The organism is Sphingomonas sp. S-NIH.Pt3_0716, assembly GCF_003950715.1.
In the GTDB taxonomy this organism is placed as follows: Bacteria; Pseudomonadota; Alphaproteobacteria; order Sphingomonadales; family Sphingomonadaceae; genus Sphingobium; species Sphingobium yanoikuyae_A.
Window position 1 is genome coordinate 150,834 of sequence record NZ_QLJK01000002.1, and the last position, 21,624, is coordinate 172,457.

A 21,624-nucleotide genomic window follows, 5' to 3' on the forward strand; every position below is an offset into this window, starting at 1 on the left:
TTTGTCCTTCCTCAGGCGAGGCCAAGGCCGTTGACGGCAAGGTCGATCAGCTTGATCCCGGCGAACGGCGCGATCAGGCCACCCAGGCCATAGATTGCGAGGTTGCGGGCCAGCAGCGGACCGGCGCCGATCGGGCGATAGGTCACGCCCTTGAGCGCCAGCGGCACCAGACAGGGAATGATCAGCGCGTTGAAGATGATCGCCGACAGGATCGCGCTTTCCGGCGTGGCCAGCCCCATGACGTTGAGGATGCCAAGGCCCGGATAGAGCGCCACGAACATGGCCGGGATGATCGCGAAATATTTGGCCACGTCATTGGCGACCGAGAAGGTCGTGAGCGCGCCGCGCGTCATCAGCAACTGCTTGCCCAGACCCACTACCTCGATCAGCTTGGTCGGATCGCTGTCCAGGTCGACCATGTTGCCGGCTTCGCGGGCAGCCTGGGTGCCGGTGTTCATGGCGACGCCGACATCGGCCTGCGCCAGGGCAGGGGCGTCGTTGGTGCCGTCGCCGCACATCGCGACCAGGCGGCCGCCCTGCTGTTCCTTGCGGATCAGGGCCAGCTTGTCCTCCGGCGTTGCCTGCGCCAGGAAGTCGTCGACCCCGGCCTCGGCCGCGATGCTGGCGGCGGTCAGCGGGTTGTCGCCGGTGATCATCACAGTGCGGATGCCCATCTGGCGCAGTTCGCCGAACCGTTCCCGGATGCCGGCCTTGACGATGTCCTTGAGGAAGATCGCGCCCAGCAGCTTGCCGTCCTTGGCCACCGCCAGCGGGGTGCCGCCGGCACGGGCGATCTCGTCGGTGATGCGGCGCAGTTCGTTGGCGACCGGGGTGGAACCCAGGCCCGGATTGGCCTTCAGCACCGAATCCACCGCCCCCTTCTGGATCGTCGATCCATCGATGGTGACGCCGGAAATCCGGGTCTGGGCGGTGAAGGGAATGATCTCCGCATTGGCGGGCAGCGCGTCTACCGACTGGTTGAAGCCTTCGCGGGCCAGCAGCACGATCGAACGGCCCTCGGGCGTCTCGTCCGCCAGGCTGGCGAGCAGCGCGGCTTGTGCGAGCTGGGCCGGGGTGGCACCGCCGACCGGACGGAATTCGGTCGCCTGACGATCACCCACGGTGATGGTGCCGGTCTTGTCCAGCAGCAGCACGTCGATGTCGCCCGCCGCCTCTACCGCGCGGCCCGACTTGGCGAGCACATTGAAGCGCACCAGACGGTCCATGCCGGCAATGCCGATCGCCGACAGAAGGGCGGCGATGGTGGTCGGGATCAGGGTGATCAGCAGCGCCGCAAGGATCGCCACCGGAATGGCGCCGCCGGCATAGCTGGCGAAGCTGGGGATGGTGCCGACCGCGATCAGGAAGATGATGGTCAGGCCGACCAGCAACAGGGTGAGGGCGATCTCGTTCGGCGTCTTCTGCCGCTCCGCACCCTCGACCAGCGCGATCATGCGATCGAGAAAGCCTTGGCCGGGATTGACGGTGACGCGGACGCGGATCTCGTCGGAAATGACGCGGGTGCCCGCCGTCACGGCCGAACGGTCGCCGCCCGCCTCGCGGATCACCGGCGCGGATTCGCCGGTAATGGCCGCTTCGTTGACGGAGGCGACGCCGGACACGACCTCGCCATCGGACGGGATCAGGTCGCCGGTCTGGACCAGCACCACGTCGCCCAGCTTCAGCGCGCTGGCGGCGACATTTTCATAGCTTTCGCCATGGCCCTTCAGCCGCTTGGCGGTCAGTTCCGCCTTGGTGGCGCGCAGCGAGGCGGCCTGCGCCTTGCCACGGCCTTCTGCCAGCGCCTCGGCAAAGGTGCCGAAGAGGACCGTGAGCCAGAGCCAGATCACCAGCTGCAGCTTGAAGCCGACGGCCAGGCTGTCCTGCCCGACAAGGAGCAGGACGGTCAGCAGGACCGCGACGATCGCGGTGGTGAACATCACCGGGTTGCGGATCAGTTCCTTGGGATTGAGTTTGCGGAAGGCGTCTCGACAAGCCGGGACGATCAGGTCCGCCGTGAAGAGCGATTTTTGTTCGGATTTGTTGGAGGATCGGGCCATGTGCATGGATCCTTAGAAAAGCTGGCCACGGATCATCGCGAGATGATCGGCGATGGGGCCAAGGGCGAGGCTGGGCAGGAAGGTCAGGCCGCCAACGATCAGCACGATGCCGACCAGCAGACCGGTCCACAGCGCCCCAGTGGTGGGGAAGCTGCCGGCGGTTTCGGGCGTATATTTCTTCGCGGCCAGGCTGCCTGCGATGGCCAGCATGGGAATGATGATGAAGAAGCGGCCGATCCACATCGCGACGCCCAGCATCCCGTTATAGAAGGGGCTGTTGGCCGACAGGCCGGCAAAGGCCGAGCCATTGTTGCCGACGGCGCTGGTGAAGGCGTAGAGGATCTCGCTGAAGCCATGCGGTCCCTTGTTGAGCGGCCCGGCCAGGCCCGCGTCGGTGACGCTGGCGATGGCGGTGAAGCCCAGGATGATGAGCGGCAGCACGGCAATGGCGAGCACGGCCAGCTTGACTTCGCGGCTCTCGATCTTCTTGCCGACATATTCCGGCGTGCGGCCGACCATCAGGCCCGCGACGAACACGGCCAGGATGGCGAACAGCAGGAAGCCGTAGATGCCTGCGCCGACGCCGCCGATCACGACTTCGCCCAACTGGATGTTGAACAGCGGGATCATGCCGCCCAGTGCGGTGAAGCTGTCATGCATGGCGTTGACCGCGCCGCAGCTTGCCGCCGTGGTGACGACCGAGAACAGGGCGGAGGCGGCGATGCCGAAGCGGACTTCCTTGCCCTCCATATTGCCACCGGCGACGCCCAGATTGTGGAGCACCGGATTGCCGGCCGCTTCCTGCCAATAGGTGACGGTGACGCCGGCGAGGAAGATCACCAGCATGGCGGCGAGGATGGCCCAGCCCTGGCGTGGATTGCCAACGGCCTTGCCGAAGGTCCAGGTCAGGCCAAAGCCGATCACGAAGATCGACAGCATCTGCACAAGATTGGTGAGCGCGGTCGGATTCTCGAAGGGATGGGCGCTGTTGGCGTTGAAGAAGCCGCCACCATTGGTGCCCAGCATCTTGATCGCTTCCTGGCTGGCGACGGGGCCAAGCGCCAGGGTCTGCTTCACGCCTTCCAGCGTGGTCACGTCGACCGACCCGGCCAGCGTCTGCGGCACGCCGCTCGCGATCAGGAACAGGGCATAGACGATGCAGATCGGCAGCAGCAGATAGAGGGTCACGCGGGTGACGTCGGCCCAGAAATTGCCGATCGTCGCTGCGCTGCGCCGCGCAAAGCCGCGGAACAGGGCGAAGGCCAGGGCAATGCCGGTGGCGGCCGACAGGAAATTGTGGATGGAGAGGCCCAGCATTTGGGCCAGGTTCGACATGGTCGACTCGCCCGAATAGCTTTGCCAGTTGGTGTTGGTGGTGAAGCTGATCGCCGTATTGAAGGCGAGGTCGCTGCTGGTGCCGGCAAAGCCCTGAGGATTGAGCGGCAGCAGCCCCTGCAGACGCAGCACCGCATAGGTGAAGAGCAGCAGCGCGACGTTGAAGAGCAGCATGTGAACCGCGTAGCGGCGCCAGCTCTGCTCGGCGTCGGGATCGATCCCCGACAATTTGTAGAAGCCCCGCTCGACCGGGCCGAATACGGCATGAAGCGGGGTGCGGCGGCCCTCATAAAGGGCGAACAGCCACAGGCCCATCGGTTTGGTGAGCGCCAGCAAGATGCCGACAAAGGCTGCGATCAGCAGCCATCCCTGGAAGGTCATGTGCGGCCCCCCTTAAAAGCGTTCAGGCCGTGCGAGCACGGCAACGAGATAGACGAGAAGCCCGGCGGCGGTGATCGCCGCGAGCCAGAGGTCGATGGTCATGGCATCCCTCCTTCAGGCGTCGCCGCACAGCCGGACATAGCCAAGGCTAGCCGCCGTGAGCGCCAGGATGATGCCGATCCACAAGAGATCCTGCATGGGGGTAACTCCCGCATCACGCCCGCCGCGGGAGGCGGACCGGGTCGTTAGCGAGCGCCCGATTAGGCCCCTCTTCCGTTTGAATGCGAGACGCGGGCCGGGGCGGCTGCATAGTATTTGCGTATGATTTTCCGAAGGGGCCGGGACGGATAGCTTTTCTACCGCGACGGCCAGCATTGCTTGGGGGACGATTCTCTATACCATCGGTAGATAAGCCGCCCGAGTCGGCAGAGAGGACGCATATATGGCCTATCAGGATCAGGACGGACCGTTGACGCGCCTGCGCGAACGGCTGGCGCAGGCCCTTTTCAGGGAACCTGCCGTCGTGCTGTTCGAGCGCGATGCCGATGACCGTAATGCTCCGGGGTCGCGTGTCGACCGCGAACGCCAGCCACAGGATGCCTGCGCCTGATCGGGGAAACCCTGTGTTTCCAGGGCGAAAGTCCAACGCCTCTTCGCAGCGGCGGAACATCCGCTAGATAGATTTCCAACAGCATGGCGCGCCGATCGCGTCATCGCCTTGAAGGAGATCCAGATGGCCACCAGCCCGCGCGAAGTTACCCGTCCCGTCGATCCGCTGATCCTGGAGCGCTGGTCGCCCCGCGCCTTTGACGGCTCCGCCATTCCCCAGGCCGATATCGACACGCTGTTCGATGCCGCCCGCTGGGCGCCTTCGGCCTTCAACTACCAGCCCTGGCGCTTCCTCTATGCCCATCGCGACAGTGCCGACTGGGCGCGCTTCCTCGACCTGCTCTTTCCGTTCAATCAGGGCTGGGTCCAGCATGCCGGGGCGCTGGTCTTCGTCATTTCCGACACGCTGATGGCCGCGCCGGGATCGGAAGATTACAAGCCTTCGCACAGCCATAGTTTCGATGCCGGCGCCGCCTGGGCGACGCTGGCGCTGCAGGCGACGCGGCTTGGCTATCATACCCATGCGATGACCGGCGTCGATTTCGACAAGGCCCGCACCGAACTGGCCGTGCCGGAGCGTTTCCGGATCGAGGCGGCGATCGCGATCGGGCGGCAGGGCGACAAGGCCAGCCTGCCCGAAGCGCTGCAGGCACGCGAGGCGCCGAGCGGCCGGCATGAGATCGAGACATTCGCCCATCAGGGCAACTTCATCGTCTGACAAAAAGGGCGGCGTTTTGGAAGACGCCGCCCTTTCCGTATCAGGTCGTGGTCCAGCCGCCGCCCAGGGCGCGGAACAGGTCCACCTGGGCAAAGGCGACCGAGCGGTTGGCGGTCGCCAGGTCCGCGTCGGCCGAAGCCTGGGTGCGCAACGCATCCAGCACGGTCAGGAAGTCGATCTGCCCTTCGCGCTGGCGCGCCAGGCTGATCCGTGCAGCCCGTGCCGCCTCGTCCCGCGCCGATTGCAACGTCGCCCGCCGCTCCAGCGCATTGGCGTAGCTGGACAGCGCCGTCTCGGTTTCCTCCAGCGCCTGCAGCACCGTGCCGTCAAAGGCGGCGAGCGACGCGTCGCCATCCGCCCTGGCCGCCGCGATCTTCGCCCGGTTGGCTTCCTGATTGGGGAAGGCCCAGCTGATCAGTGGCCCCAGCAGGAAGTTGAGCGGTCCGGCGCCAAACAGATTGCCGCCGCCAATCGCGGTGGTGCCAATCGATCCGCCCAGGGTGATGCGCGGATAGAGATCGGCGGTGGCCACGCCGACGCGCGCCGTGTCGGCCGCCAGCCGTCGTTCGGCCGCGCGCACGTCCGGCCGCCGTGCCAGCAGCGCCTGGCCGTCGCCGACGGGGATGGGCTGTGTCACATTCGGTGTCACGGTCGCGTTCTGGACAGACGCGGGCAGTTCCTGCGGCGTCCGCCCGGTCAGCGTCGCCAACCGGAATAATGCGGCATTGCGATCCGCGACCAGATTGGGGATCAGCGCCTGCTGCTGTTCGCGCAGGGTGGTGACCCGGATCACGTCCAGCCGGTCGGACCGGCCGGCGTCGAAGCGGGCGCTGGTGATGCGGATCGACTTGTCGAGCAGGTCGACCGTCTCCTTCGCGACGGCCAGCCGCTGGGCCGAGGCGGTGGCGTCGACATAGGCGCGCACCGTATCGGCGACGACGGCAACGCGGACGGCATCGGCATCGGCCTGGGCCGCGCCGACATCGCCGCGCGCGGCCTCTATGCTGCGCTTCACCCGGCCGAACAGGTCGACCTCATAGGCGACGTCCAGCCCCATATCGACGGTCCAGTTTTCCCGGTCCATGCCGGGCAGGGTCTGGGCCTGCGACACCCGGCCATAGGTTGGAGAGCCGCTGATATTGGTGCTGGGCAACCGGTCGGAGCGGGCGCCGCGCAACTGGGCGCGGGCGCGTTCCAGCCGGGCGACGGCGACGCGGATGTCGGTATTGGCCTTCAGCGCATCGCCGACCAGTCCATCGAGCAGCGGGTCGTTATAGAGCCGCCACCAATGGTCATCGGCGGCGCTCTGGGCGACCGCCGGGCTCGCCGCCCCGATGAAGGGGGCGGCGGCTGTGGTCGGGGTGGCGGGGGCCTTGTAATCCGGCCCGGCGGCGCAGGCCGTCAGGGCACTGGCGCCGAGCAACAGGGCAATCAGGTTCCTTGTCATGGCTTTTGTCCTCATTCGGCCGGCTGCAATGCCGCAGCATCGTCAGCCTCCGGGCGCCGGCGGCGGGCGAAGCGATCGCCCAGCGCGCGGCACACGACATAGAAGGTGGGGGTGAAGAGCAGGCCGAAGGCCGTCACGCCGGTCATGCCGAAGAAGACCGCCGTGCCCAGCGCCTGGCGCAGTTCCGCACCGGCCCCGCTGGCGATCACCAGCGGCACCGCCCCCAGGATGAAGGCGAAGCTGGTCATCAGGATCGGGCGCAAACGGGTTTGCGCCGCCTGAACCGCGGCTTCGACCGGGCTCAGCCCCTGTTCCTCTTCCGCCTGCTTGGCGAATTCGACCACCAAGATGGCGTTCTTCGCCGCGAGCGCGATCAGCACGACCAGACCGATCTGCGTCAGGATGTTGTTGTCCATCCCGCGCAGGTTCACGCCCAGCATGGCCGCGAACAGGCACATCGGCACGATCAGGATGATCGACAGCGGCAAGGTCAGGCTTTCATATTGCGCCGCCAGCACCAGGAAGACGAAGAAGACCGCCATGCCGAAGACGATGCCTGCGGTATTGCCGGCACTGATCTGCTGATAGGCAACGCCGGTCCATTCGCTGGCATAGCCGGCAGGGGCGGCGTCGGCGAGCTTCTCCATCGTGCTCAGTGACTGGCCCGACGAATAGCCCGGTGCCGTGTCGCCATCGATTTCCACCGCGGGCAGCAGGTTGTAGCGGACCACGCGATAGGGACCGGTCTTGTCGCGGAAGGTGGAGACCGAACCGATCGGCACCATCTGGCCGCTGTTCGACCGGGTCTTCAGGTTGGCGATGTCGGCCACGGTGCCGCGATGTTCGGCATCGGCCTGGGCGGTCACGCGATAGGTGCGACCGAGCAGGTTGAAGTCGTTGACGAAGGCAGAGCCGAGATAGACCTGCATCGCTTCGAACACGCGCTCGGGCGGCACGCCCAGCAGGTCGGCCTTGCGGCGATCGACATCCGCGAAGATGCGCGGGGTGCCGACGTCGAACAATGTATAGACCTGCGCCAGGCTGGGGCTCTGATTGGCCTTGCCGATCAGCTCGCCGGCGACCTTGTTGAGTTCCGCATAGCCGCGATCCTCCCGGTCCTCCAGCATCAGGCGATAGCCACCGGCCGAGCCGATGCCCTGGATCAGCGGCGGCGGCACCAGCAGGATGCGCGCCTTGTCATAGCCCGCAACCGCCTTGTTCGCCTGATCCATGATCCCGGCATAGGTGGCGCCTTCGGCCTTGCGCTCGGCAAAGCTCTTGAACGGGAAGTAGATCGCCGCGCTGTTGGGCGCCTGCGTCTGCGACGGGCCGTGGAAGCCGGCGAACATCACCGCGCCGCGCAGGCCCTTGATCGGCAGGATTTTCGCCGCGACCTCGCGCGTCACCTTGTCGGTGCGCTCCAGCGATGCGCCCGAAGGCAGCTGGACGACGGCCAGGAAATAGCCCTGGTCCTGTGCCGGGATAAAGCCGCCGGGCGTTACCCAGAACAGGGCGATGGTGGCGGCGATCAGGCCGGCATAGGTCAGCAGCATCTTCTTGGGCCGGGCGACAAGGAAGCGGGTGAGGCGCGCATAGCCCGCGCTCATCCGATCAAAGCCCTGGTTGAAGCGATCCGCCGCTTTGGCCGCGACCTGGCGCCAGCGCGGCGCATTGTCGAGGTCATGGGCACCATGTTTGGGCTTCAGCAGCAGGGCGGCTGCAGCTGGCGACAGGGTGAGCGAAAGGATCAGCGAGATCACCGTCGCGGTCGAGATAGTGACCGCGAACTGCTGGTAGAAGGCACCGGAAATGCCGGTGATGAACAGGGTCGGCACGAACACGGCGCACAGCACCAGCACGATCGCGATCAACGCGGTCGACACTTCGTCCATCGACACGCGCGCCGCCTGCAGCGGGCTCATGCCATTTTCGATATTGCGTTCGACATTCTCGACCACGACGATCGCGTCATCGACGACGATGCCGATCGCCAGCACCAGGCCGAACAGCGACAGGTTGTTGAGCGAGTATCCGACCGCCGCCAGCATCGTCGCCGTGCCGATCAGCGAGACCGGGATCGCGAGGATCGGGATGACCGCCGCACGCCAGTTCTGCAGGAAGATCAGGATGACGATGACGACCAGGATCACCGCTTCGAACAGCGTGTGATAGACGGCGTCGATCGACTGGCTGATGAATTCGGTGGGGTTGTAGATGATGCTATATTCCAGGCCCTTGGGGAAGCGCTTGGACAGTTGCTCCATCTCCGCCTTGACCTTCTCCGCCGCGTCGAGCGCGTTGGAGCCGGGGCGCTGCATCGTCGCGATGACGACCGTCGGCTTGTTGCTGAGATAGGTGTTGGTGCCATAATCCTGCGCGCCCAGCTCGACGCGGGCGACATCGCGCACGCGCACCTGGTGGCCATCGGCGTCCGAACGGATGACGATGTCGGAAAACTGATCGGGCGTGGTCAGGCGGCCCTGCATCTCGACGCCAAGCTGGAAGGCTTCGCCCCGGTCATAGGGGGGCTGGCCAATCGAACCGGCCGACACCTGGACATTCTGTGCTCGCAGGGCGGAGACGATCTCGCCGGCGGTCAGGTCCAGCGCGGCGGCGCGATCGGGATCGATCCAGATGCGCATGGCATAGTCGCGCGAACCGAACAGCTGCACGTCGCCCACGCCATCCAGACGAGCCAGTCTGTCGCGCACCTGGGTCAGGGCATAGTTGGAAATATAGTCGCGGTCATAGGTGCCGTCGGGCGACTGCAGGTTCACGACCATCAGGAATTCGGGCGTGGTCTTGCGGGTCACGACGCCCAGCCGCTGCACTTCCTCGGGCAGGCGGGGGATGGCGACGGCGACGCGGTTCTGCACCAGCACCTGCGCGGCATCCAGGTCGGTGCCGATCTTGAAGGTGACGGTGATGACGACCTTGCCGTCGCCGGTCGACTGGCTGCTCTGATAGAGCATGTCGTCGACGCCGTTGATTTCCTGTTCGATCGGCGCGGCCACGGTCGACGCGACCGTTTCGGCGGATGCGCCGGGATATTGGGCGGAAACCGTGACCGTGGGGGGCACGATGTCGGGATATTGGGACACCGGCAGGCCGATAAAGGCGAGCGCACCGACCACGGTGATGACCACCGCGATGACGGCGGCAAAGATCGGCCGGTCGATGAAGAAACGGGAGAAACGCATCGGATCATCCTTTGCGAACGAGCGAAAGGGATACCGCGCGATCCGGCCGGGCCGGATCACGGGCTTGGGATTTCGTTTGATTGACCCCACCCGTGTGAAGGGTGGGGTCAGTGCTTACCGGGCGAAGGTAGCCTGGGCGGCGACCGGGGCGGCGCTGTCGACCGGGGTGACGGGCGCCGGGGTCGGGGTGATCCGGGCCGGCTTCACCGCAACCTTGGCACCGGGCATTGCCGCCTGGAGATTGGTCACGACCACCCGATCCTTGGGATCGAGGCCGCTGCGGATGATGCGCAGCCCGTCGACGATCGGGCCAAGCTCGACCGGCTTCACCGCGACGCTGTCATCCTTGTCCACCACCAGCACGGTCTTGCGTGCCTGGTCGGACTGGATCGCCTCGTCCGGGACCAGCAGGGCATTGGCCTTGCCGCCATTGGCCAGGCGCATATTGCCGAACAGGCCGGGGGTCAGGAAATTGCCCGGATTGTCGAAGACTGCGCGGATGCGGATCGTGCCCGACCGGGGATCAAGGCCATTGTCGGTGAAGTCGAGCCGGCCCTTGTGGTTATAGTCCGCCTCATCCTGCAACCGCACCTCGACCGCGCCGCCATTCTCCTTGTCGCGCTGCGACTTGAGGTAGAGCGCTTCGGACGCATCGAAGTTGAAGTAGATGGGGTCGAGCTTGTTGACCGTGGTCAGCAGCGACGCGGTGCTGCCTTCGCCGCCCGATACCAGATTGCCGATGTCGACACGGCGATCCGACACGCGGCCGGAGATCGGGGCACGGACCTGGGTGAATTCTACATCCAGCGCCCGGCTGCGTTCGCGGGCCTGCGCGCCGGCCAGGGCGGCCTGTGCCGCCTGCAGGCGCGAGCGGAGCGAATCCACTTCGCTGGCCGACACGGCTTCGTCGCCGGTCAGCCGCTGGACGCGGCCATAGTCATTCTGGGCCAGCAGCAGCGCGCTGCGAGCGGAGGCGACGCTGGCGCGGGCTTCGGCCAGGGCGGCCTGGAAGGGGCGCTGATCGATGGTGAAGAGCAACTGTCCCTGGCGTACGAAGTCGCCGTCGCGGAAGTGGATGGCGGTCACCGCGCCCGATACGCGGGGGCGGATCTCGACCGTCTGGCTGGGGGCGAAGCGGCCGACATAATCATCCCACTGCGTCACGCTGCGGGCGAGCGGCGCGGATACGCCGACCGCCGCCAGCGGCGCGGCTGCGGCTTGGGCCGACGGGCGGTCGACCAGCTTCCAGCCGATGCCGAACAGGGCGATGAGCGCGACGGCGGCGATGCCGCCATGCTTGCGTGACCAGCGGTTGCCCGGTGGTGTGTGAACGTCCGACGCGGTGCCGTCGGCTGTGATCTTGGTGAACTGGTTCATGGATTAGCTCCGGGGGACGCGGGCGGTGCGACCCGCGCTGATGGTGGCGAGCAGCAATTCGAGCTGCGCGGTGGAAAATCCGGCCGCGCGGAAGGCGGCGAGGGCGGAAAGCGACACGGCATAGCCTTTGTGCCAGGCCTCGACGGCCAGGCGGCGCAGTGCTTCCAGCCGTTCGCTGGCCAGGGTAGGGCTATGTTCCTCGCCCCAGATCCACTTGCGCAGACGCGCGAAGCGGCCGGGACCGCGCAGCGAGCGCAACCCGTCGGTGCGGGCAAGGTCGACGATCTGCCATTCCTGGGCGGAAAAGCTGGTTGCCTGGGCCGCTACACTGATGGCGGGTACGGCGGGAGTGGGGCGGGGGGCGCCGACCGCCATCTGCGGACCGGCAAGTGCCTGGGCGAAATCAAGGAAAGCCATGGCCTGTTCCTTCCTGCTGTCTGAAGCGGGCACACGTCCGCGCGCGGAAAAGCGCGGATCGCGTCCCGAAAAACTCGCCCGAAGATGCGGGCATGCGTCCTTGCGGCGCGAACGGCACAAACCGTCGCGAAGAGGGCGCAAAGATGATGAAACAGGAGGAACCCGTTACCGGGAAACCGCCCCTTTAGGTGACGCTATCGTCGACAGCGCCGATGGTGGAATTGCTGCATGATGACCTCCCTGGGCTACACACCCAGCATCATTGTGTACCGCATGGTATATATTAACGGGGGCTGTCCCGTCAACCGTCTTTTTGTACCGGGAGGTATTTTATTTGCAGTGCGGCAATTTCAAGACCCGCATCGCTGCAAAAGCGAAATAAATTCCGCTATTTGCTCGGCCACATGGTGAGCGTTGTATCGATCAGCTGTTCCAGCCGATCGCGCGGCACACCGGCACCGGCCTGCACGGCCATGCCCTGGATCACCGTCGAGAGGTAACAGGCGAGGGCCTGCGGCTCGACTCCGGCGGGCAGGTCGCCCTCTGCCTGGGCGCGTTCGAACCGGTCGAGCAGGGCGCGGTCGGACGAGGCGCGGCGGGCCAATACCTCATCGCGGATACATTCGGAATGGGCGGTGCCGCCGACCGAACTGATGACGCCCATGCACCCCTGGGGATCTTTGTTGCCGGTCTGGATCGCCAGTGATCCGCGCAGCATGCGCTCGGCCACTGCCTTGGCGGTCGGTGCCTCCAGCGACGACTTCAAATAGCAGAGTTTGTCGCGCTCATAGAGGTCTAGCGCCTTGCGGAAGAGGGCTTCCTTGTTGCCGAAACAGGCATAGAGGCTGGGCTTGGTGATGCCCATCGCTTCGGTCAGTTCCGCCAGCGACGCGCCTTCATAGCCGCGCCGCCAGAAGACCTGAAGCGCAGCCGCCAGGGCTTCCTCGGGATCGAACTCCCGCGGGCGGCCCCTGCCACTCTGTGTTGCCGTGATTTCCATACCGACCGGTATATAGGGGTGATGGCCGCCTACGTCCATAGGGCGCGCGACATCATTGCTGGTCAGTTTTTATCTGATGGGGAAGAATTGGATGCCCGACAAGGATTCGAACCTTGATTGACGGAGTCAGAGTCCGCTCTCTTACCATTAGAGGATCGGGCATCATCAGCAGGGTGTGCCCCGCTTGGGAGGCCGCAGATAGGCGGCGATTCAGAGTCGGTCAAGCGCTTTGTGCAGCCTCCTCCTAGTTTTTTGTCGATCCTCTCGATCGCCGACCGGCTGCCTTTACCGGACAAAGAAAAGCCCGCCGGATCATCGCTGATCCGGCGGGCAATATGTCGGTCTCTCTCAAAACCGGGCTGGGAGCCGCTTCTGATGTAGGAAGCGGCTCCCGCCTTTTCAAAGTCAGTCCATGTCCTGCGTGGTGAAATCATCACCCTGCACGGCACCCAGCGGATCGTCGCCGATCGCGGCTTCCGGACCCTGGGCCAGTTCGGCCGCATGTTCCTCGGCCGCGCTCTTCGGCGCGATCAGGTCGACCTGGGCCGAAGCGCGCAGCGCGGCCCGCATCGCCGCGTCACGCGACGAGGCGGCAACGCGCAGGCGGTTCATGCCGGCACCGGTGCCCGCCGGGATGAGGCGGCCGACGATGACGTTTTCCTTCAAGCCAACCAGCGTGTCCTTCTTGCCCTGGACCGCCGCTTCCGTGAGGACGCGGGTGGTTTCCTGGAAGGACGCCGCCGAGATGAACGAACGGGTCTGCAGCGAGGCCTTGGTGATGCCGAGCAGCACCGGCTTGCCGGCAGCAGGGGCGAAGCCCGGCTGCAGCTTGCTGTTGATCTCGTCCATTTCCTCGCGGTCGACCTGCTCGCCCACCAGCAGGGTGGTGTCGCCGGACTCGATGATCTCGACCTTCTGCAGCATCTGACGAACGATCGTCTCGATGTGCTTGTCGTTGATCTTCACGCCCTGCAAGCGATAGACTTCCTGGATTTCGGCGACCAGATATTCGGCCAGCGGCTCGATGCCGAGCACTTCCAGAATGTCGTGCGGATCGGGCGAACCACCGATCAGGTTGTCGCCACGCTTCACGTAGTCGCCTTCCTGAACGTCGATCACCTTGCTCTTGGGGATCAGATATTCGACCGGCTCGCCGCCATCCTCGGGATTGATGGCGATCTTGCGCTTCGCCTTGTAATCCTTGAGGAACTGCACGCGGCCCGAGACCTTGGCAATGATCGCATTGTCCTTGGGCTTGCGGGCTTCGAACAGCTCGGCAACGCGCGGCAGACCACCGGTGATGTCGCGGGTCTTGGCCGCTTCACGGCTGACACGCGCCAGCACGTCACCGGCCTGAACCTCCGCACCATCGTCGACCGACAGGGTCGCACCGACCGCCAGCATGTAGCGGGCGGCTTCACCGCTATTGTCGTCCATCAGGGTCAGGCGCGGACGCAGATCTTCCTTCGTCCGGGCGGCACCACGATGTTCGATGACGACGCGCTGTGCGATGCCGGTGGCTTCGTCGGTCTGTTCAGTCAGCGTCTTGTTGTCGATCAGGTCGACATACTTAACGATACCCGGCTTTTCCGTGATCACCGGCATGGTGAACGGATCCCACTCGGCGAAGCGATCGCCCTTCTTCACGGCATCGCCATCTGCGAACAGGATGGTGGCACCATAAGGCAGGCGGTGCGTTTCGCGTTCGCGGCCTTCGCTGTCGATGATCGCGACTTCGCCGTTACGGGCCAGCGACAGGCGGCGACCATTCTTGTCGGTGATGGTCGGCATGTCGCGCAGCTCGATCGTGCCGTCCGACAGGGCTTCCAGGTTCGACGTTTCGTTGAAGTTCGCCGCGCCGCCGATGTGGAAGGTACGCATGGTCAGCTGCGTGCCCGGTTCACCGATGGACTGCGCCGCGATGACGCCGACGGCTTCACCGATGTTCACCGGCGTACCACGGGCGAGGTCACGGCCGTAGCACTTGCCGCAAACGCCCATCCGGCTTTCGCAGATCAGCGGGCTGCGGATCTTCACGGCCTGCGTGCCGATCGCCTCGATCTGGGTGATCATGGCTTCGTCCAGCAGGGTGCCGATCGGGATGATGACGGTGCCATCCTTGCTGTCGACGATATCCTGCGCCGTGGTACGGCCCAGAATGCGTTCGCCCAGCGAGGCGATGACCGAACCACCCTGTACGATGGCCTTCATCTCCAGCGCCTTTTCGGTGCCGCAATCGTCCTCGACGATGGTGCAGTCCTGCGACACGTCGACCAGACGGCGGGTCAGGTAACCCGAGTTCGCCGTCTTGAGCGCGGTGTCGGCCAGACCCTTACGGGCACCGTGGGTCGAGTTGAAATATTCAAGGACGGTCAGACCTTCCTTGAAGTTCGAGATGATCGGCGTTTCGATGATCTCGCCCGACGGCTTGGCCATCAGGCCGCGCATACCGGCCAGCTGCTTCATCTGGGCCTGCGAACCACGGGCACCCGAGTGCGCCATCATGTAGATCGAGTTGATCGGCGCCAGACGGCCGGTCTTGGGATCCTTGGGCTGGGCACGGATCTCGTCCATCATGGCGTTCGCGACCTGGTCGCCGCAACGGCTCCAGGCGTCGATCACCTTGTTGTACTTTTCCTGCTGCGTGATCAGACCGTCCTGATACTGCTGCTCATAATCCGCCACCAGTGCCTTGGTCTCGTCGACCATCGTCACCTTGCTGTCGGGGATGACCATGTCGTCCTTGCCGAAGCTGATGCCGGCCTGGAACGCGTGGCGGAAGCCCAGCGACATGATGGCGTCGGCGAACAGCACCGTGTCCTTCTGGCCGGTGTGACGATAGACCTGGTCGATGACGTCACCGATTTCCTTCTTGGTCAGAAGGCGGTTGACGACGTCGAAGGGCACCTTGTGCGACTTGGGCAGGCATTCGCCCAGCAGCATGCGACCCGGCGTGGTCTCGAAGCGCTTCATATACTGCTGACCATTTTCGTCGGTCTGCGGCACGCGGCTGATGATCTTCGAGTGCAGGGTGACCGCCTTGGCATAGAGGGCCTGATGGACCTCCTGCATGTCGGACAGCAGCATGCCTTCGCCCGGCTCGCCTTCGCGTTCCATCGACAGGTAATAGATACCCAGGACCATGTCCTGCGAGGGAACGATGATCGGCTTGCCGTTGGCGGGCGACAGGATGTTGTTGGTCGACATCATCAGCACGCGCGCTTCCAGCTGGGCTTCCAGCGAGAGCGGAACGTGGACGGCCATCTGGTCACCGTCGAAGTCGGCGTTGAAGGCCGAGCAGACGAGCGGATGCAGCTGGATCGCCTTGCCTTCGATCAGGACCGGCTCGAACGCCTGGATGCCCAGGCGGTGGAGCGTCGGCGCGCGGTTCAGCATGACCGGGTGCTCGCGAATGACTTCGTCGAGGATGTCCCAGACTTCCTTGCGCTCCTTCTCGACCCACTTCTTGGCCTGCTTCAGGGTCATGGACAGACCCTTGGCGTCGAGGCGGGCGTAGATGAAGGGCTTGAACAGTTCGAGCGCCATCTTCTTGGGCAGGCCGCACTGATGCAGCTTGAGTTCCGGACCGGTCACGATGACCGAACGACCCGAATAGTCGACGCGCTTGCCGAGCAGGTTCTGACGGAAGCGGCCCTGCTTGCCCTTGAGCATGTCGGACAGCGACTTGAGCGGACGCTTGTTGGCACCGGTGATGACACGACCGCGACGGCCGTTATCGAACAGGGCGTCGACGGCTTCCTGCAGCATGCGCTTTTCGTTGCGGACGATGATGTCCGGCGCACGCAGCTCCATCAGGCGCTTCAGGCGGTTGTTGCGGTTGATGACGCGGCGATACAGATCGTTGAGATCCGAGGTCGCGAAGCGGCCACCGTCCAGCGGCACCAGCGGGCGCAGTTCCGGCGGGATGACCGGCACGACGTCGAGGATCATCCATTCGGGGCGGTTGCCCGATTCCAGGAAGCTCTCGACGACCTTCAGCCGCTTGATGATCTTCTTGGGCTTCAGTTCCGACTTGGTGACGGCCAGTTCGTCCAGCAGCGCCTGCTTCTCGCCTTCCAGGTCGAGATCCATCAGCATCTGCTTGACGGCTTCGGCGCCGATGCCGGCCGAGAAGGCGTCCTCGCCATATTCGTCCTGCGCGTCGAGCAGTTCGTCCTCGGTCAGCAGCTGATATTTCTCCAGCGGGGTCAGGCCCGGCTCGGTGACGATATAGCTTTCGAAATAGAGGACGCGCTCAAGCTGCTTGAGCTGCATGTCGAGCAGCAGGCCGATGCGCGAGGGCAGCGACTTCAGGAACCAGATGTGGGCAACCGGCGCGGCCAGTTCGATATGGCCCATGCGCTCGCGGCGGACCTTCGACACGGTCACTTCCACGCCGCATTTTTCGCAGACGATGCCCTTGTACTTCATGCGCTTGTACTTGCCGCACAGGCACTCATAGTCCTTGATCGGACCAAAGATGCGGGCGCAGAACAGGCCGTCACGCTCGGGCTTGAACGTGCGATAGTTGATGGTTTCCGGCTTCTTGATTTCGCCGAAGGACCAGCTGCGGATGCGCTCCGGGGAGGCGAGGCCAATCTGGATCTGGTCGAAGGTTTCCGGCTTCTGGATCGGATTGGCGAAGTTCGTCAGTTCGTTCATATCTCAAGTCCCTCTAGAGGGTGTAATTTTCGGGCGAAGCAGGGGAGGGGGCGCTGCCGGAGCAGCGCCCGCGCATCCCTTATTCCGCCGCAGCCGCCATGCCGTCGTCGTCAATCTCGTCCATCGCGGCGAGTTCGACGTTGAGGCCCAGCGAACGCATTTCCTTGACCAGCACGTTGAAGCTTTCGGGAATGCCGGCCTCGAACGTGTCGTCGCCCTTGACGATCGCCTCATAGACCTTGGTGCGGCCGACCACGTCGTCCGACTTCACCGTCAGCATTTCCTGCAGCGTGTAGGCGGCGCCATAAGCCTGGAGCGCCCACACTTCCATTTCACCGAAGCGCTGGCCACCGAACTGCGCCTTACCGCCCAGCGGCTGCTGGGTGACGAGCGAGTAGGGGCCGATGGAACGTGCGTGGATCTTGTCGTCGACAAGGTGGTGCAGCTTCAGGACATACTTGTAGCCAACGGTCACCTTGCGGTCGAACACGTCACCGGTACGGCCGTCGAACAGCGAAACCTGGCCGGATTCGTCCAGGCCCGCCAGCTTCAGCATCGCCGACACGTCGGATTCGACGGCACCGTCGAACACCGGCGTCGCCATCGGCACGCCTGCACGGACATTCTGCGCCAGCTCGACGATCTGCTCGGGGCTGCGCGCCTCGATTTCGGCGACATAATTGTCGCCATAGATCGTCTTGAGCAGTTCCTTCACCGCCTCGGGGGGCTGGCCCGCCTCGGGGTTCGGATTGGCGTCACGCCATGCGTCCAGAGCTTGGCCGATCTGGGCGCCCAGGCCGCGTGCGGCCCAGCCCAGATGGGTTTCGAAGATCTGACCGACGTTCATGCGCGACGGCACACCCAGCGGGTTCAGCACGAAGTCGACGGGGGTGCCGTCTTCCAGGAAGGGCATGTCTTCGGCCGGCAGGATGCGGCTGATGATACCCTTGTTACCGTGACGGCCGGCCATCTTGTCGCCCGGCTGCAGCTTGCGCTTCACCGCGACGAACACCTTGACCATCTTCAGCACGCCCGGCGGCAGCTCGTCGCCGCGCTGCAGCTTGTCGACGCGATCCTCGAACTTCTCGACGATCAGCTTCACCGCTTCGTCATACTGCGCCTTGACGGCTTCGATGCCGGTCTGGCGGACATCGTCCTCGACCGCGAACTTCCACCATTCGTGACGCTCGACTTCGCCCAGCAGAGCCTCGTCGATCACAACGCCCTTCTTGACGCCCTTGGGGGCGGCAGTGGCGGTCTGGCCGATCAGCATTTCCTGCAGACGGTTGAAGGTCGCACGGTTGAGGATGCCGCGTTCGTCTTCACGGTCCTTGGCGAGACGGTCGATTTCCTCCCGCTCGATCGCCATGGCGCGTTCGTCCTTGTCGATGCCGTGACGGTTGAACACGCGGACTTCCACGACCGTACCGGCAACGCCCGGCGGCAGGCGCAGCGAGGTGTCGCGCACGTCGCTTGCCTTCTCACCGAAGATCGCGCGGAGCAGCTTTTCTTCCGGGGTCATCGGCGATTCACCCTTGGGGGTGATCTTGCCGACCAGGATGTCGCCCGGCTCCACTTCGGCGCCGATGTACACGATGCCAGCCTCGTCGAGGTTGCGCAGCGCTTCTTCACCGACGTTCGGAATGTCGCGGGTGATGTCTTCCGGACCCAGCTTGGTGTCGCGGGCCATGACCTCGAACTCCTCGATATGGATCGAGGTGAAGACGTCGTCCTTCACGATCCGCTCGGAGATCAGGATGGAGTCTTCGTAGTTGTAGCCGTTCCAGGGCATGAACGCGACGAGCACGTTGCGGCCCAGCGCCAGCTCGCCGAACTCGGTCGACGGGCCGTCGGCGATGACGTCGCCGGCCTGCACCAGTTCGCCCACCTTCACCAGCGGACGCTGGTTGATGCAGGTGTCCTGGTTGGAGCGCTGGAACTTCTGCAGCGTGTAGATGTCGACGCCCGACTGGCCGGGTTCGACATCGCCGGTGGCGCGGATCACGATACGGGTCGCGTCGACCTGGTCGATGATGCCGGCGCGCTTGGCGGCGATCGCCGCGCCCGAGTCACGGGCCACGGTGCCTTCCATGCCGGTGCCGACGAACGGCGCCTCGGCACGGACCAGCGGCACCGCCTGACGCTGCATGTTCGATCCCATGAGGGCGCGGTTGGCGTCGTCATTTTCCAGGAACGGAATGAGCGAGGCCGCGACCGACACCAGCTGCTTGGGGCTGACGTCCATCAGGGTGATGTTGTCGCGCGGCGCCATCAGGAATTCGCCGGCTTCACGGGCGGAGATCAGGTCTTCCGCCAGCGTGCCGTCGGCATTGGTTTCGGCGTTGGCCTGCGCGATCGTGTGCTTGGCTTCTTCCATCGCCGACAGATAGACGACGTCGTTGGTCACCTTGCCGTCGATCACCTTGCGGTACGGCGTTTCGATGAAGCCATATTTGTTGACGCGGCTGAAGGTGGCCAGCGAGTTGATCAGACCGATGTTCGGGCCTTCGGGCGTTTCAATCGGGCAGATGCGGCCATAATGGGTCGGGTGAACGTCGCGGACTTCGAAGCCGGCGCGCTCACGGGTCAGACCACCCGGCCCAAGGGCCGAAACGCGGCGCTTGTGGGTGACTTCCGACAGCGGGTTGGTCTGGTCCATGAACTGCGACAGCTGCGAGGAGCCGAAGAATTCACGCACCGCGGCCACGGCGGGCTTCGCGTTGATCAGGTCGTTCGGCATCACGGTCGACACGTCGACCGAGCTCATGCGCTCCTTGACCGCACGTTCCATGCGCAGCAGGCCGACGCGATACTGGTTTTCCAGCAGTTCGCCGACCGAGCGGACGCGACGGTTGCCGAGATTGTCGATGTCGTCGATCTCGCCCTTGCCGTCCTTCAGGTTCACCAGTTCCTTGACGACCGCCAGGATGTCCTCGACGCGCAGGGTGGTGACGGTGTCCTCGGCATCGAGGTCGAGGCGCATGTTCATCTTCACGCGGCCGACCGCGGAGAGGTCATAGCGTTCCGGATCGAAGAACAGACCGGCGAACAGCGCTTCGGCGGTTTCCTTCGTCGGCGGCTCGCCGGGGCGCATGACGCGATAGATGTCGCTCAGGGCCTGGTCGCGTTCTTCGGCCTTGTCGGCCTTGAGCGTGTTGCGGATCCAGGGACCGGTGGTGACATGGTCGATGTCCAGCAGCTCCAGGCGGTCGATGCCCGCCTTGTCCAGCTTTTCGAGGTTTTCAGGCGACACTTCGTCGCCGGCCTCGATGTAGATCTCGCCGGTCTTCTCGTTGATCAGGTCATAGGCGCTGTAGCGGCCATAGACTTCCTCGGTCGGGATCAGCAGGGTGGCCAGGCCATCCTTTTCCGCCTTGTTGGCAGCGCGCGGGCTGATCTTGTGGCCGGCGGCGAACACGACTTCGCCCGACTTGGCGTCGACGATGTCGAACGCGGGCTTCAGGCCGCGCCAGGCTTCGGCGGTGTAGGGGATCTGCCAGCCGCCTTCGCCACGGACGAAGGTGACCTTGTTGTAGAACTGGCCCAGGATTTCCTCGGCGGTGAGGCCGAGCGCGTACAGCAGCGCGGTGACCGGCAGCTTGCGCTTGCGGTCGATACGCACGTTGACGATGTCCTTGGCGTCGAACTCGAAGTCGAGCCACGAGCCACGGTAAGGAATGACGCGGGCCGCGAACAGATATTTGCCCGACGAGTGGGTCTTGCCACGGTCATGGTCGAACAGGACGCCCGGCGAACGGTGCATCTGCGACACGATGACGCGCTCGGTGCCGTTGACGATGAAGGTGCCGTTCTGCGTCATGAGCGGCATGTCGCCCATGTACACGTCCTGCTCCTTGATATCGAGGACCGAACGGGTTTCGGTGTCGGCGTCGACCTCGAACACGATCAGGCGCAGGGTGACGCGCATCGGCGCGGCATAGGTGATGCCACGCTGGCGGCATTCCTCGACGTCGAACTTCGGGTCTTCCAGCTCATAATGGACGAAGTCCATTTCGGCGGTGCCGGCGAAGTCGCGGATCGGGAAGACGCTGCGCAGGGTCTTTTCCAGGCCCGAGACATAGCCGATCGCGGGGTTGGAACGGAGGAACTGTTCGTAGCTCTCCCTTTGAACTTCGATCAGGTTCGGCATCTGCACCACTTCGTGGATGTCGCCGAACACCTTGCGGATGCGCTTCTTAGCGCCGGTGTTGATCGTTGGGAGAGCCTTGGTCGCCATGCGGTTCCTGCCTGTCGTCTGTTCGTCGTGTTTTTCCGCATTGCAACGGAAATTCAGTCCGGATGCTCTGGAATCCGGGGTGATTCGCACCCCATATTCCACGCAAAAAAGTGCGGGCCGGGACTGTCCGATCCGCACTGTCAGCGTCTTGTTGCCCGCCAAACTCGCCCAATTCCGCCGG

Annotated in this window: 12 protein-coding genes and 1 tRNA gene; 2 read left to right on the forward strand and 11 right to left on the reverse strand. The window is 64.6% G+C overall.

Features of this window, described 5'->3' with window-relative positions; translation table 11 throughout:
• Positions 1-11: 11 nt before the first annotated feature.
• The 3 genes from kdpB to kdpF are packed head-to-tail and all read right to left on the reverse strand — an operon-like array spanning position 12 to position 3,878.
• A complete protein-coding gene (gene kdpB / locus BRX37_RS02280; protein ID WP_125985354.1) occupies positions 12-2,060 on the reverse strand; it encodes a potassium-transporting ATPase subunit KdpB in 2,049 nt (682 codons plus the stop codon).
• Positions 2,061-2,072: 12 nt separating this feature from the next.
• Positions 2,073-3,776 (reverse strand): potassium-transporting ATPase subunit KdpA, encoded by a 1,704-nt coding sequence (gene kdpA, locus BRX37_RS02285; RefSeq protein WP_125985355.1) that lies wholly within the window; start codon positions 3,774-3,776, stop codon positions 2,073-2,075.
• Between the two features lie 12 nt (positions 3,777-3,788).
• Positions 3,789-3,878, reverse strand: coding sequence for a K(+)-transporting ATPase subunit F (gene kdpF, locus BRX37_RS02290; protein WP_004208480.1), 90 nt, complete (start codon positions 3,876-3,878; stop codon positions 3,789-3,791).
• 340 nt (positions 3,879-4,218) lie between these two features.
• On the opposite strand from kdpF, the gene BRX37_RS26575 reads away from it, so the two are divergent.
• On the forward strand, positions 4,219-4,386 hold the full coding sequence (locus BRX37_RS26575) for a hypothetical protein (RefSeq protein WP_164522384.1): 168 nt from the start codon (positions 4,219-4,221) through the stop codon (positions 4,384-4,386).
• A 123-nt stretch (positions 4,387-4,509) separates the two neighbouring features.
• Positions 4,510-5,103 (forward strand): nitroreductase family protein, encoded by a 594-nt coding sequence (locus tag BRX37_RS02295; RefSeq protein ID WP_125985356.1) that lies wholly within the window; start codon positions 4,510-4,512, stop codon positions 5,101-5,103.
• A gap of 40 nt (positions 5,104-5,143) precedes the next feature.
• Here BRX37_RS02295 and BRX37_RS02300 read toward each other — a convergent pair whose 3' ends face one another.
• From BRX37_RS02300 to rpoB, 8 genes are all read right to left on the reverse strand, one after another.
• Positions 5,144-6,550 (reverse strand): efflux transporter outer membrane subunit, encoded by a 1,407-nt coding sequence (locus tag BRX37_RS02300; RefSeq protein ID WP_125985357.1) that lies wholly within the window; start codon positions 6,548-6,550, stop codon positions 5,144-5,146.
• A gap of 11 nt (positions 6,551-6,561) precedes the next feature.
• Positions 6,562-9,750, reverse strand: coding sequence for an efflux RND transporter permease subunit (locus tag BRX37_RS02305; RefSeq protein ID WP_125985358.1), 3,189 nt, complete (start codon positions 9,748-9,750; stop codon positions 6,562-6,564).
• Between the two features lie 114 nt (positions 9,751-9,864).
• A complete protein-coding gene (locus BRX37_RS02310; RefSeq protein WP_125985359.1) occupies positions 9,865-11,127 on the reverse strand; it encodes an efflux RND transporter periplasmic adaptor subunit in 1,263 nt (420 codons plus the stop codon).
• A gap of 3 nt (positions 11,128-11,130) precedes the next feature.
• Entirely contained in the window at positions 11,131-11,544 is a 414-nt protein-coding gene (locus BRX37_RS02315) for a hypothetical protein (RefSeq protein ID WP_125985360.1), read from the reverse strand.
• 388 nt (positions 11,545-11,932) lie between these two features.
• A complete protein-coding gene (locus tag BRX37_RS02320) occupies positions 11,933-12,544 on the reverse strand; it encodes a TetR/AcrR family transcriptional regulator (RefSeq protein WP_125985421.1) in 612 nt (203 codons plus the stop codon).
• Between the two features lie 88 nt (positions 12,545-12,632).
• Positions 12,633-12,706: transfer RNA gene (locus BRX37_RS02325), tRNA-Gln, on the reverse strand.
• 243 nt (positions 12,707-12,949) lie between these two features.
• Entirely contained in the window at positions 12,950-17,206 is a 4,257-nt protein-coding gene (gene rpoC / locus BRX37_RS02330) for a DNA-directed RNA polymerase subunit beta' (protein ID WP_004208472.1), read from the reverse strand.
• A gap of 79 nt (positions 17,207-17,285) precedes the next feature.
• Complete coding sequence (gene rpoB, locus BRX37_RS02335) at positions 17,286-21,443, reverse strand: DNA-directed RNA polymerase subunit beta (RefSeq protein ID WP_037508426.1); 4,158 nt, start codon at positions 21,441-21,443, stop codon at positions 17,286-17,288.
• Positions 21,444-21,624: the final 181 nt, after the last annotated feature.

Bases quoted from the DNA above. Each gene is read 5' to 3' on its own strand.
- kdpB (WP_125985354.1), bottom strand. From the start codon at position 2,060: ATGGCCCGATCCTCCAACAAATCCGAACAAAAATCGCTCTTCACGGCG.
- kdpA (WP_125985355.1), bottom strand. From the start codon at position 3,776: ATGACCTTCCAGGGATGGCTGCTGATCGCAGCCTTTGTCGGCATCTTG.
- kdpF (WP_004208480.1), bottom strand. From the start codon at position 3,878: ATGACCATCGACCTCTGGCTCGCGGCGATCACCGCCGCCGGGCTTCTC.
- BRX37_RS26575 (WP_164522384.1), top strand. From the start codon at position 4,219: ATGGCCTATCAGGATCAGGACGGACCGTTGACGCGCCTGCGCGAACGG.
- BRX37_RS02295 (WP_125985356.1), top strand. From the start codon at position 4,510: ATGGCCACCAGCCCGCGCGAAGTTACCCGTCCCGTCGATCCGCTGATC.
- BRX37_RS02300 (WP_125985357.1), bottom strand. From the start codon at position 6,550: ATGACAAGGAACCTGATTGCCCTGTTGCTCGGCGCCAGTGCCCTGACG.
- BRX37_RS02305 (WP_125985358.1), bottom strand. From the start codon at position 9,750: ATGCGTTTCTCCCGTTTCTTCATCGACCGGCCGATCTTTGCCGCCGTC.
- BRX37_RS02310 (WP_125985359.1), bottom strand. From the start codon at position 11,127: ATGAACCAGTTCACCAAGATCACAGCCGACGGCACCGCGTCGGACGTT.
- BRX37_RS02315 (WP_125985360.1), bottom strand. From the start codon at position 11,544: ATGGCTTTCCTTGATTTCGCCCAGGCACTTGCCGGTCCGCAGATGGCG.
- BRX37_RS02320 (WP_125985421.1), bottom strand. From the start codon at position 12,544: ATGGAAATCACGGCAACACAGAGTGGCAGGGGCCGCCCGCGGGAGTTC.
- rpoC (WP_004208472.1), bottom strand. From the start codon at position 17,206: ATGAACGAACTGACGAACTTCGCCAATCCGATCCAGAAGCCGGAAACC.
- rpoB (WP_037508426.1), bottom strand. From the start codon at position 21,443: ATGGCGACCAAGGCTCTCCCAACGATCAACACCGGCGCTAAGAAGCGC.